Source organism: Schumannella luteola (assembly GCF_013408685.1).
Taxonomy (GTDB): Bacteria; Actinomycetota; Actinomycetes; order Actinomycetales; family Microbacteriaceae; genus Schumannella; species Schumannella luteola.
Map to the genome: position 1 here is coordinate 1,403,626 of NZ_JACBZY010000001.1, position 12,799 is coordinate 1,416,424.

8 protein-coding genes are annotated in these 12,799 nt (G+C 72.6%); 6 read left to right on the forward strand and 2 right to left on the reverse strand.

Going from position 1 to position 12,799, the window contains the following annotated elements:
• Positions 1-126: 126 nt before the first annotated feature.
• Entirely contained in the window at positions 127-1,392 is a 1,266-nt protein-coding gene (locus tag BJ979_RS06240) for an aspartate kinase (RefSeq protein WP_179566224.1), read from the forward strand.
• 173 nt (positions 1,393-1,565) lie between these two features.
• On the opposite strand, the gene BJ979_RS06245 is transcribed toward BJ979_RS06240, so the two are convergent.
• Positions 1,566-4,601 carry an AAA family ATPase gene (locus BJ979_RS06245; protein WP_179566226.1) on the reverse strand — a complete coding sequence of 1,012 codons (3,036 nt, stop codon included), beginning with the start codon at positions 4,599-4,601 and terminating at the stop codon, positions 1,566-1,568.
• Complete coding sequence (locus BJ979_RS06250) at positions 4,598-5,797, reverse strand: exonuclease SbcCD subunit D (protein ID WP_179566228.1); 1,200 nt, start codon at positions 5,795-5,797, stop codon at positions 4,598-4,600. Before BJ979_RS06250 ends, BJ979_RS06245 begins: the two co-directional genes overlap by 4 nt.
• Positions 5,798-5,923: 126 nt before the next feature.
• On the opposite strand from BJ979_RS06250, the gene BJ979_RS06255 reads away from it, so the two are divergent.
• The 5 genes from BJ979_RS06255 (at position 5,924) to BJ979_RS06275 (ending at position 12,774) form a co-directional block, all read left to right on the forward strand.
• Entirely contained in the window at positions 5,924-6,994 is a 1,071-nt protein-coding gene (locus BJ979_RS06255) for an aspartate-semialdehyde dehydrogenase (protein WP_179566237.1), read from the forward strand.
• A 55-nt stretch (positions 6,995-7,049) separates the two neighbouring features.
• Positions 7,050-7,841 (forward strand): SGNH/GDSL hydrolase family protein, encoded by a 792-nt coding sequence (locus BJ979_RS06260; RefSeq protein WP_246286701.1) that lies wholly within the window; start codon positions 7,050-7,052, stop codon positions 7,839-7,841.
• A gap of 74 nt (positions 7,842-7,915) precedes the next feature.
• Positions 7,916-9,385, forward strand: a complete 1,470-nt coding sequence (locus BJ979_RS06265) for a malate:quinone oxidoreductase (protein ID WP_179566239.1) — start codon at positions 7,916-7,918, stop codon at positions 9,383-9,385.
• 215 nt (positions 9,386-9,600) lie between these two features.
• On the forward strand, positions 9,601-10,593 hold the full coding sequence (locus tag BJ979_RS06270) for a LacI family DNA-binding transcriptional regulator (RefSeq protein ID WP_343046615.1): 993 nt from the start codon (positions 9,601-9,603) through the stop codon (positions 10,591-10,593).
• Positions 10,594-11,067: 474 nt separating this feature from the next.
• Positions 11,068-12,774, forward strand: coding sequence for an ABC-F family ATP-binding cassette domain-containing protein (locus tag BJ979_RS06275; RefSeq protein ID WP_218853456.1), 1,707 nt, complete (start codon positions 11,068-11,070; stop codon positions 12,772-12,774).
• Positions 12,775-12,799 lie beyond the last annotated feature (25 nt).

The following is a 12,799-nucleotide window of genomic DNA, read 5'->3' on the forward strand; positions in this document are numbered from 1 at the left end:
TCGGCCCGGCGTGTCACAGCGCAAAGTGCGTACTCTCGCGGAGCCCGGCGGCGCGACACGCGGTCAGGGGGACCCCGCGCGCTCGATATGATTCCCGAGGAATCGAGCAACCGGGAGTCGGCCGTAGTGAGCCTGATCGTGCAGAAGTTCGGCGGATCCAGTGTCGCCGACGCCGAGAGCATCAAGCGCGTCGCGAAGCGCATCGTCGAGACCCGCAAGGCGGGCAACGAGGTCGTCGTGGCGGTCAGCGCCATGGGCGACACCACCGATGAGCTGATCGACCTCGCCCACGAGGTGACGCCCATCCCCGACGCCCGCGAGATGGACATGCTGCTCACCACGGGCGAGCGCATCTCGATGGCGCTGCTGGCGATGGCGATCAAGAGCCTCGGCCACGAGGCCCGCAGCTACACGGGCAGCCAGGCCGGCATGATCACGGATGCGCAGCACGGCGCCGCACGCATCGTCGACGTCACGCCGGTGCGCGTGCGCGAGGCCCTCGACGAGGGCGCGATCGCGATCGTCGCCGGCTTCCAGGGCTTCAACCGTGACTCGCGCGACATCACGACCCTCGGCCGCGGCGGCTCGGACACGACCGCCGTCGCCCTCGCCGCCGCGCTGAACGCCGACGTCTGCGAGATCTACACCGATGTCGACGGCGTCTTCACCGCCGACCCCCGCGTCGTGCCGCGCGCGCACAAGATCGACACGATCACGAGCGAGGAGATGCTCGAGCTGGCGGCAGCCGGCGCGAAGGTGCTCTACATCCGCGCCGTCGAGTACGCCCGCCGCCACGGCGTCACCCTGCACGTGCGCTCGTCGTTCAGCCCCGCCGAGGGCACCCTGGTCATCAACCCCACCGAGGGAGAGAAAGTGGAAGAGCCGATCATCACCGGTGTCGCCGGCGACCTCAGCGAGGCGAAGATCACCGTCGTCGGCGTGCCCGACGTGCCCGGCAAGGCGGCGGAGATCTTCACGATCGTCGCCAAGACCGGCGCCAACATCGACATGATCGTGCAGAACGTGTCGGCCGCCTCCACCGGCCTCACCGACATCTCCTTCACCCTGCCGAAGTCCGACGGTCAGAAGGTGCTGACGACCCTCAAGGCCGAGCAGCCCGAGGTCGGCTTCCAGTCGCTGCAGTACGACGACCAGATCGGCAAGCTGTCGGTGGTCGGCGCCGGGATGCGCACCAACGCCGGCGTCTCGGCTCAGCTGTTCACGTCGCTCAGCGACAACGGCATCAACATCGAGATGATCTCCACCAGCGAGATCCGCATCTCGGTCGTCACCCGCGCCGACTCGCTCGCGAAGGCGACCCAGGTCGTGCACACCGCCTTCGGGCTCGACTCCGACGGCGAGGCGAAGGTCTACGCCGGAACGGGTCGCTGATCCGGTCTCACGATCGGATCGACGCTCGCACCGCGTCAGGAGCGCGCCGCACCCTCGGGGTCGGCGCGCTCCGTCGTTCTCGGGCTTGTCGTTCCCGGCGTTCCCGGGCTAGTCGGCGCCGGGCCTGTCACCCCGGCGCTCCCTGACCGTCGTCCCGCGTCGCGCGTGCCGGCTCAGGCGACCTCGCCGACCCGGATCTCGCTCCAGCCCTGCGCCGAGATGTCGACGCTGACGCGCGAGGGGATCTCCTCCTTCATCGCCTCGACGTGGCTGATCAGGCCGATCGTGCGTCCGCCCTGCCGCAGGCCGTCGAGCGTCGACATCGCGATCTCGAGGGTGTCGCCGTCGAGCGAGCCGAAGCCCTCGTCGATGAACAGGGTGTCGAGGCGGATGCCGCCGGCCCGCGCCGTCACGACCTCCGAGAGCCCGAGGGCCAGCGCGAGCGAAGCGAGGAAGGTCTCACCACCGGAGAGCGAGCGCGGCGGGCGCGGCACGCCGGTGTGCTGGTCGATGACGCTGAGGTCGAGCCCGCCCTGCGCGTTCTTCCGCAGCCGCTGGTCGCTGTGCTCGAGCAGGTAGCGGCCGGCGGTCATCGAGCGCAGGCGCTCGTTGGCGGCCGCGACGATCTCCTCGAGCTCGGCTGCGAGCACATACGACTCCAGCCTCATCCCGTACTCGTTGGGGCTGCGCCCGTGCACCGTGTCGGCGAGGCGCCGCACGGTGTCGGCGCGCTCGACGAGGTCGCCGAGCTCGTCGGTGGTCGCCCGCACCTGCCCCGCGAGCCGGGCCGTGCGCGTCGCCGCGTCACGCAGGGTCGAGGCGCGCACGAGAGCGTCGCGGGCCGCGGCGCCCGCGGTCGCGTGCGCCTCCGCGGCGCTGTCGACGTCAGCCGGGTCATCGGGAACCGACTGCAGGTCGTCCGCGCCGAGCAGACCCCGCACCTCGGCCAGGCCGAGTGCGACCGCGTCGACGGTCGACCGCATCCGCCCGACCTCCGAGGCGGGCAGCGCGGCGGCGGTGACCGCCTCATCGTCGGCGAAGCCCTGTGTCGCGCGCTGGGCGACCCAGTCCTCCTCGGCCCCGATCGATGCCTCGGTCGCGGTGCCCTGTTCGGCGAGGGCGTCCCGCAGCGCTTCGGCCGTCCGCCGCGTCGCGGTGAGCTCGGCCACGCGCGCGGCGACGGTCGCGTGCTCGCCGCGGGCCGCGGCCACCTCGTCGCGGGCGCTCTGCGCCGCCTCCTGCGTGCGCGTCTGCTCGGTGGCGAGCTCGGCCCGCTCGGTCGATCGGGTCTGCTGACGGGATCGGATGCTCTGCTCGCGCTGCTCAGACGACGTGCGCTCGTCGACGAGTCGCGTCTGCTCGGCGCGCGCGGTCTCGGCCGCGTGCACGCGCTCGGCGGCTCCGCGCTCGGCGGTCTCGAGCTCGTCGACTCCGCGTTCTCCGGCGGCGCCACGCTGCGCGGCGATGCGCTGCCGCAGAGCCGCGACGGCGTCGTCCGCGCGGCGCAACGCGCCTGCGGCGGCCTCGGCCCGCTCCTCGGCGACCGTGACGTCGTCGTCGTCGACGGGATCGTCGTCCCAGCTCGCGGGGGCGGGATGCTCGACCGCGCCGCAGACCGGACACGGCTCGCCCGCGTTCAGCTCACCGGCGAGGTGGGCCGCCTGCCCGAGCAGACGTCGTCGGCGCAGCTCCGTCGCGGCGCCGGCGGCGGCGGTGCGCTGCTCGGCGGCGGCCAGCGCAGCGGTCTCGGCGGAGGTCAGCTCGGGCTCGAGCGCGGCGGCGGCGCGCGCGGCGTCGCGGGCCTCGCGCAGAGCGGCCCTCTCGGTGGCCGCCGCCTCCAACGGCGCCGCACCGGCGGTCGCGGTGTCGAGGTCTGCCACGAGTCGCTCACGTCGGGTGAGCAGGGTCGTGAGCTCGGCATCCAGCTCGGTCGCGTCGACGTCGTGCTGGGCGAGTGCGGCCTGCGCTGCGGTCGCGGCCCGGTCGCGCGTCGGCAGCTCCGTCTCGAGCCGTGCCGCGCTCTCGAGCCCGCCGAGCTCGCGGGTCGACCGGTCGATCAGGGCCGCGACGGCCGCCGTCTCGATCGCGGCGCGGCGGTCTTCGACGCTCGCTGAGGTCGCCGCTGCCGGCGCGCCGGCAGTCGGCGCCGCGTCGGCATCGGCTCTCAGATCCGGGAGCTCACCGGCCGCGTCCCGCGCGGCATCCACGCTCGCTCGCGCTTCGTCGAGACGTCGTCGTGCGCGCTCGCGCCGCCGCCCCGTCTCGGTCAGCCGCTCGGCCCTCTCGGCGCCGTCGATCAGATCGGCGTACGGCGCGACCTCGCTCTCACGCTGCTCGAGCGCGATCAGCCGCTCTCGTCCCGAGGCGAGACGCTTCTGTCGTTCGGCGAGCACGCGGGCGGCGTCGCGCCGCTCGGCCGCCGCGCGTTCGGCCGTCTGCGCGGCATCGCGCGCGGCCTCGGCGGCGTCCGCCGCGGACTCGGCGAGAGCGGCGCCGCTCGCGGCCCACTCCGCCAGTCCCGCATCCGATTCCGGATGCGGCTGCTCGATCAGCTGCGCCACCTGCTCGACGAGTGCGTGCAGGCCCACCCGGGCGCGGCCGAGCTCGTCGTCGAGCGCCTTGCGTCGCTCCTGCAGCCGCCGGTCGTAGTCCTCGAAGCGCTCGGTGCCGAAGAGCGTGCGCAGCAGCCGCTGACGGTTGTCGCTGTCGGCGAGCAGGAACTCGTGGAAGCGGTTCTGCGCCAGCAGGATCACCTGCTGGAACTGCTCGCGCGAGAGCTGCACGATGTCGTCGACCGCGATGCCGACGTCGCGCGGCTTCGCGGCGAGACCCTCCCACTCGTCGCCGCGGCGCACCTCGAGCACGGCCGTCGGCGCCTGCGTCGTGAGCCCGCCGCCGCGGCGGGCCGGGCGTTCGTACTCGGGGGAGCGCGTCAGCCGGTAGACTTCCGCGCCCGCCTCGAACTCGAGCACCACGCTGGTCGGGTCGTCGGGCAGGCAGTGGTCGCTGCGCAGCCGCGGGCTCGCGCCGTCGTAGCGCGGCGCCCGGCCGTACAGCGCGAAGCAGATCGCATCGAGGATCGAGGTCTTGCCGGCGCCGGTGCGCCCGCCGATGAGGAAGATGCCGTCGTCGGCGAAGGCCGTGAAATCGACCTCCTGCCGGCTCTTGAACGGGCCGAAGCCCTCCATCTCGACGCGCAGGATCCTCACGCGGCCGCCTCCTCGCCGCGCACCTCGGCTACGAGCTCGCGCACCAGGTCCTCCTCGGCGGCGCTCGCGCCCACGCCGTTGCGCACATGCGCGAGGAAGCCGGCCACCAGCTCCTCGTCACTGCGCCCCTGCACCCGCTCGGCGTAGCTCGCGGCGCCGTCGGCCGCGGTGCCGCCCGCCGGCTCGTGGCCGAGCTGCGCGCACCACGGGAACCGGCTCTGCAGCCGGCGCATCGCCTCGCTCGGTCGCGCCTGATCGGTCAGCACGGCGCTCACCCAGCGCTGCTCGGCGTCAGCGAACGACGGCGACGAGAGCAGCTCCTCGAGCGTGCCGCGCAGCACGGCGAGCGCCCGTGGCACCGGCAGATCGACCCACTCGACCGCGGCGAGCCCGTCGGCATCCAGTTCGACGAGCCAGCCGCCGCGCACCTTCGCCGCCTCCGAGAAGGAGTAGTGAAGCGGCGCCCCGCTGTAGCGGATGTGCTCGGCCAGCTGCGCCCGCCCGTGGATGTGCCCGAGAGCCGCGTAGTCGACGCCGTCGAAGGCACCGAGCGGCACCGCATCCACGCCCCCGACCCGGATCTCCCGCTCGACGTCACTCGCCTCGGCCTCCGCCGCGCCGCCCGAGGCGAAGGTGTGCGCGAGCACGACCGTGCGCACCGCCGTGCCCTCGCCTGCTGCTGCCGCCGCCGCAGCCCGCTCCGCGATCGCCGCTCGCACCCGCTCCATCGCCACATCCAGCACCTGCGCCTGCGTGCGCAGCTCGGGCCTGCCCCAGCCGTGCCGCACCAGCACCGGCTCGAGATAGGGGATGCCGTAGACATCCAGCTTGCCGTGCTCGTCGCTCAGGGTCACCGGCGCCGCGATCGTCGCCGGGTCGGTGAGGATGTGCACCCCGCCGAGCGCCGCGTACTCCGCCTGGAAACCCAGCCGCGCCGCCGAGTCGTGGTTGCCGCTCGTCATGATCACGGTCGCGCCGGCTTCGCGGATCGCGCGCACCGCATCCGACAGCAGCCGGAAGGCGTCGGCCGAGGGCGCCGCCGAGTCGAACACGTCGCCGGCGACGAGCACCGCATCCACACCCCGCTCGCCCACGATCACGGGGATCTCGGCGAGCACCGCACGCAGCGCCTCCAGCGTCGAGTGCCCGTGGAAGGTGCGCCCGATGTGCCAGTCGGAGGTGTGCAGCAGCTTCATGCTCTCGACGCTATCGGCGGCGGACGACATGAATGCGACGCCGCCCGCCCGAGCCGCTTCGCGCCCCGTGGCCCCGAGCCCGTCACACGGTCGGCCCGCGTCCGCGCCCCCGTCTACGATGAGCGCATGAGCAACCCCGGCATCCGCATCGGCGTCGTCGGCGCCACCGGCCAGGTCGGCGCCGTCGTGCGCCGCCTCCTCGAAGAGCGCGACTTCCCGATCTCCGAGATCCGCTTCTTCGCCTCGGCCCGCAGCGCGGGCACGACGCTCCCCTTCAAGGGCGAGCAGATCACGGTCGAGGATGCGTCGATCGCCGACCCGACCGGGCTCGACGTCGCGATCTTCTCGGCTGGCGCGACCATGTCGAAGGTGCAGGCCCCGCGCTTCGCCGCCGCCGGCGTCACCGTCGTCGACAACTCCTCCGCGTGGCGCATCGACCCCGAGGTTCCGCTGGTCGTCAGCGAGGTCAACCCGCACGCGATCGACCAGGCCGTCAAGGGCATCATCGCGAACCCGAACTGCACCACGATGGCCGCGATGCCGGTGCTCAAGCCGCTGCACGAGAAGGCCGGGCTGACCCGCCTCATCGTCAGCACCTACCAGGCCGTCTCCGGCGCCGGTCTGGTCGGCGGCGAGGAGCTGCTCGCCGAGGCGACCGCCGCGGTCGGTCAGGATGCGATCGAGCTCGTCCACGACGGATCGGCCGTCGACTTCCCGGCCGCCCAGGCCTTCCCGACCACGATCGCCTTCAACGTCATCCCGCACGCCGGCGACTTCGTCACCTCCGACGAGGTGCCCGTCGAGTTCGCCGAGACCGTCGAAGAGCTGAAGCTGCGCAACGAGTCGCGCAAGATCCTCGAGATCGACGGCCTGCCGGTCAGCGGCACCTGCGTGCGCGTGCCCGTCTTCACCGGCCACTCGCTCTCGATCAACGCCGAGTTCGCCGAGGCGATCAGCCCGGCCGAGGCCCGCGACCTGCTGAAGGACGCCCCGGGCGTGCAGCTCGTCGACGTGCCGACGCCGCTCGCCGCCGCCGGCGTCGACCCCAGCCTGGTGGGCCGCATCCGTCAGGACGAGGGCGTCGAGGGCGGCCGCGGCCTCGCGCTGTTCATCTCGAACGACAACCTGCGCAAGGGCGCCGCCCTCAACGCGGTGCAGATCGCCGAGCTGCTCGCCGCGCGCCTCGTCGCGGCCTGAGCCGACCCGCGCCCCTCACACCGAACCGCAACTTCGCTGGGATCGAATACCCGGCATGGATGCGCTCACCGCACGTCGTCCGCGCCGGTCGGCTCCGCCTCTGCTGAGGCGGATGCTGACCGGCGCGGTCGCGTTCGCGGCGGCGATCGGGCTGGCCGGCTGCATCGGCGCCGGGCCCGGCTCGGACACGGGCGGCGCGAACGGCCAGAACAGCCAGGGAGGCGCCGTGACGAGCGACCCGAGCACCCCGATCATCGACCACGGGGACCCCGACGGCGAGCTCGTCGCCTTCTACGGCGACTCGTACACGATCGGCACGGCGCTCTCCGACCCGGAGGCCGAGCGCTGGCCGGCCCTCATCAGCGAGGAGCGCGGCTGGCGCGAGTTCAACCCGAGCCTCAACGGCCTCGGCTTCGTCAACCAGCGCGGCGATCGCGACCTGCCGGGCCAGATCATCGCCGCGAAGCCCGACATCGTCGTCGTCACCATGGGGCTCAACGACAACTTCAGCTACGACGGCGGCGCTGACGAGATCCACGCCGCGATCGACCGCGATCTCGACCGGCTGCACGAGAAGCTCCCCGACGCCCGCTTCATCGTCGTCGAGCCGTTCTGGTATCAGGACGAGCGCCCCGACTCGCTCGCGCAGATCATCCGCTGGGTGCACGCCGCCGCCGAACGCATCGGCGCCGACTGGGTGAGCGGGGCATCCCACTGGATGGACGGCGCGGCGAAGCGCGGCGTGCTCGCCGACGACGGCCTGCACCCGAACGCCGCCGGTCACGCCGACTTCGCGCGGCGGATGGATGCGGCGCTCACCCGGCTGGGTCTGCCCGCGACCCGCTGAGTCGGTCATCCGCTCGACCTGAGCGCGACTCCCGTGCGTCAGCCGGGCGCGTCGCGCGCGCCTAGACTGGCCCGGTGAGCAAGCCCATCGACGTCGCCCTGATCGGCGGCGGAATCATGAGTGCGACCCTCGGAACCCTGCTGCAGCGCCTCGAGCCCGGCTGGTCGATCTCGATCTTCGAGAGCCTCGGCGACATCGCGCAGGAGTCCTCCAACCCGTGGAACAACGCGGGCACCGGCCACTCGGCTCTCTGCGAGCTGAACTACACGCCCGAGAAGAACGGGCAGATCGACGTCAGCAAGGCGATCGAGGTGAACGAGCAGTTCCAGGTGTCGCGCCAGTTCTGGTCGTACCTGGTCGACGAGGGTGCGCTGCCCGACCCGAAGGCGTTCATCAACGAGGTTCCGCACATGAGCTTCGTGTGGGGCGAGAAGAACGTCGACTACCTGCGTCGCCGCTTCGACGCGCTCAAGGACCACCCGCTCTTCGCCGGTATGGAGTACAGCGAGGATGCGAAGGTCATCCGCTCGTGGGCCCCGCTGCTGATCCCGGGTCGCCGCAAGGACCAGCCGATCGCCGCGACCCGCATCGCCGCGGGAACCGACGTCGACTTCGGCGCCCTGACCCGTCTGCTGGTCGGCGCGATGACCGACAAGGGCGCGAAGCTGAAGACCGACCACCGGGTGATCGGCCTCAAGCGCACCAAGGACGGGCTGTGGAAGATCCGCATCCGTCACGAGATCGGCGGAACGGTGCTCGAGGTCACGGCGCGCTTCGTGTTCGTCGGTGCCGGAGGCGGCGCGCTCAACCTGCTGCAGAAGTCGGGCATCCCTGAGATCAAGGGCTTCGGCGGCTTCCCGATCAGCGGCGAGTTCCTGCGCACCGACGACCCCGAGGTCGTCGCCCAGCACGCGGCGAAGGTCTACGGCAAGGCGTCGGTCGGCGCTCCGCCGATGTCGGTTCCGCACCTCGACACCCGCGTCGTCAACGGCCAGGCGAGCCTGCTCTTCGGGCCCTACGCGGGCTTCTCGACGAAGTACCTCAAGAAGGGCTCGCTGCTGGATCTCTTCCAGGCACTGCGCCCGCACAACATCTCGACCTTCCTCGGCGCCGGGCTCAAGAACCTCGACCTGGTCAAATACCTCGTCGGCGAGGTCTTCGCCAGCCGCGCCAAGAAGATCCGTGCGCTGCAGGAGTTCGCGCCGAACGCGAAGGGCTCTGACTGGCGCCTCATCACGGCCGGCCAGCGCGTGCAGGTCATGAAGAAGGATGCGAACGGCAAGGCCGTCATCCAGTTCGGCACCGAGGTCGTCTCGGCCGCCGACGGCTCGATCGCCGGTCTGCTCGGCGCCTCGCCGGGCGCCTCGACGGCCGTGCCGATCATGCTGACGCTCGCCGAGAAGTGCTTCCCCGACAAGATCGCGGAGTGGACGCCGAAGCTCACCGAGATGGTGCCGAGCTACGGCGCCACCGTCGGCGCGGACGAGAAGGTCGCTGCGGCGACTCTCGGGCGCACCGCGGCGGCGCTGCAGATCCAGCCCTGACCGGCCCGCTGACGCCCCGCCGCCGGGGTTGATCTGCGACCGCCGACGTTCCGGTCGCGTCGGGAGTCGGCATCCGCCCATCCGCTGACTACGCTGAGCCCATCGCGCTTCTCAGCGCGGACCGTCGCCCGCGCCGCGCGCGAGAGGCGACGCGGGGGAGCGCGATGACGCGCAGAGAGCAGGGTGCGATGGCGCAGCGGGTGGGGATCCGCGAGGTGGCCCGGCAGGCTGGCGTCTCGGTCACGACCGTGTCGCACGCGCTCAACGACCGCGGCCAGGTCAGCGCCGCCACGCGCGAGCACGTCAAGCGCATCGCCGGCGAGCTCGGCTACGCCCCCAACCGCATCGCGAGCGCCCTGCGCAGTCAGCGTTCGCGGCTGATCGGCTTCGTCAGCGACGAGATCGCGGCGACCCCCTTCTCGGGCCGGGTGATCACGGGCGCGCAGGATGCGGCATCCGAGCTCGGGCTCATGCTCATGGTGGTCGACTCGGCGCGCGACGACGGGCTCGAGGAGCGCCAGATCGAGACCCTGCTCGCCCAGCAGGTCGACGGCGTCGTCTACGCGCGCATGTTCCACCAGCTGGCCGATGTGCCGGCGACGCTCGGCGCGCATCCGACGATGCTGGTGGATGCGGTCGACCGTGCCGGCGCGCAGCCGTCGATCGTGCCCGACGAGGTGCAGATCGGTCGCATCGCGACGGAGCACCTCATCGAGGCCGGGCACCGGCAGATCGCGCACCTCACCCTCGAGCAGCCGGGCATGGCCCGCGACGGCCGCGAGGCGGGGTTCCTGGCGACGATGCGCGAGTGCGGGCTCACCGGCCCGGTCATCCGCGTGCCCGGCATCGGCGACGCGGTCGCGGGGCGTCGCGCGGCGACCGAGCTGCTGCGTCGGCATCCGCAGATCACGGCCGTCCTGTGCTTCAACGACCAGATGGCGATGGGCGTCTACCAGGTCGCCCAGGCGGCCGGCTTGCGCATCCCACAGCAGCTCTCGGTCGTCGGCGTCGACGACTTCTGGCCGATCTCCGAAGGACTCGACCCGGTGCTGACCACGGTCGCGCTGCCGCACTACGCGATGGGGCGGCTCGCGATCACCCGGCTCGAGGCGCTCATCACCGGACAGGCGGATGCCGCTCCGCGCGAAGCGAGGCTCGCCTGCGAGCTGGTGCGGCGCGCGTCGGTGACGGCCCCTCCTGCCCCCTGATTCCAGCCATATGCCGGTTCGGGCATGATCTCGACCCGGGCTTCTCGCGCCTCCGCGCGGATCGCTGCTCGACCCTGCCGCGGGAGCCGCCCGTGTCGCGTGGCCGCGGGCAGAAACGAAGAACGGCTGTTGACGAACTCGCCGAGCGGGTCTAGCGTCGCTCCCCGTGAAGATCTGAGACTCCGTCCGACCCGCGTCTGAGGCAGCTGCCCGGCGGGTGACGTGCGCCGATCCGGCGTCCCGTGCGAGTGGCGCGGGGAGTCTCTTCCGAATCCCGGTGGCCTGACGGTCCGGCGGTCCTCCGCCCCGCCGTTCCGATCACCATCCGACGACCGATCCCGGCCGACGACCTCCGCATCCTATGGCGGCGTCGCGACCGGCGTCGCTCGTCACCACGATCCCGGACGAACTCCACGCCCGCTCCCGGATCCGGCTCCGGCGCCGATTCCGACGCCGAACCGAAGGAGCCCTCTTTTGCGATCCCCGAACACCATCCTCGACACCACGCCGCCCGTGCAGAGCGCTCCCGCGCGCCGCGGGGTGACCGGATCCGGCGACCCGTCGGCCCCGCTGCGCGCGGTCGGCGTGACGCACGCCTACGGCGACCGGCGCATCCTCGACGACGTCTCGCTGACCGTCGCACCCGGCGCCCGCCTCGGCCTCATCGGCGAGAACGGCGCCGGCAAGTCGACCCTGCTGCGCATCCTCGCCGCGGCCGAACAGCCCGACGAGGGCCGCGTCACCGGGCCGCCCTCGGTCGGTCTGCTCTGGCAGGAGGTCACGGTCGACGGATCCGCACAGCTCAGCGACCTCGTCGACGCCGCGATCGCCCCGCTGCGCGAGCTCGAGCGCGAACTGGAGTCGGCCGCGCGCGGGCTCGGCACGAGTGCGGCCGCCGATGAGCGCTACGCCTCGGCGCTCGAGCGCTCGGAGCAGCTCGACCTGTGGACGCTCGATGCGCGCCGCGACGAGCTGCTCGACGGCCTCGGCGTCGGTGCGCTCGAGCTCGACCGCCGCGTCGACACGGTCTCGGGCGGGCAGCGCAGCCGCGTCGCCCTGGCCGCACTGCTGCTCTCACGCCCGGATGCGCTGCTGCTCGACGAGCCGACCAACCACCTCGACGATGCCGCCGTGGGCTTCCTGGCGAGTCAGCTGCGCGCCTGGCGCGGTCCGCTGGTGTTCGCGAGCCACGACCGCGCCTTCCTCGACGACGTGGCGACCGACCTGCTCGACATCGATCCGGCGCTGCACGGCACCACCCGCTACGGCGGCGGCTACAGCGACTACCTCGCGGCGAAGGCGGCCGAGCGGGTGCGCTGGGAGCAGCGCTTCGCCGAGGAGTCCGACGAGGTCGAGCGGCTGGCGGATGCGGTCGTCACTGTGGCTCCGGCCATCAACCACGCCCGCGCCATTCGCGACAAGAACAAGATGTCGTATGGGCTCAAGGGCAACCGCGTGCAGCAGCAGATCAGCCGTCGGGTGCGGGCCGCGCACAGCCGGCTCGACGAGCTCGAGGCGAGTCGGGTGGATGCGCCGCCCCCGCTGCTCAGCTTCACCGGCATCCCCCGTGGCTCGCAGGTGCTCGACGACGACGAGCCGCTCATCCGGCTGCACGACGCACGGGTCGACGGGCGGCTGCGGGTGGACGAGCTGAAGATCGCCCCGGATGCGCGCCTGCTCATCACCGGACCGAACGGCGCCGGCAAGTCGACGCTGCTCTCGGTGCTCGCCGGCGACCTCCCCGTGCGTGGCGCGGTGCGCCGCCGCAGGGGGCTGCGCATCGGGCTGCTGCGGCAGGACGTGCGCTGGCCCGACGGATCGCGCACGCCGCGGACGCTCTGGGAGGAGCGGCTCGGCGCCGAGCGGGCGGAGCGGCATCCGCTCGTCGACCTCGGCCTGATCGCCGCGCGCGATCTCGACCGTCCGGTCGGCCGGCTCTCGATCGGGCAGCAGCGGCGCATGGCGCTGGCGTTGGTGATCGCGAAGCCGCCGCACGTGTTCCTGCTCGATGAGCCGACGAACCACCTGTCGCTCGGCCTGGCGACGGAGCTCGAGGATGCGCTGGGCGGCTACCCGGGCGCCGTCGTGATCGCGAGTCACGACCGCTGGCTGCGGCGGCGCTGGCACGGCGCCGAGCTGGCGCTGACCGGGGGCGAAGTGCGCGGGGCGGCGGCGGCCTGACCGGCGCCATCTGATCCCGTGGCCG

Coding starts and splice junctions, on each gene's coding strand:
- BJ979_RS06255 (WP_179566237.1), top strand. CDS start 5,924: ATGAGCAACCCCGGCATCCGCATCGGCGTCGTCGGCGCCACCGGCCAG.
- BJ979_RS06250 (WP_179566228.1), bottom strand. CDS start 5,797: ATGAAGCTGCTGCACACCTCCGACTGGCACATCGGGCGCACCTTCCAC.
- BJ979_RS06260 (WP_246286701.1), top strand. CDS start 7,050: ATGGATGCGCTCACCGCACGTCGTCCGCGCCGGTCGGCTCCGCCTCTG.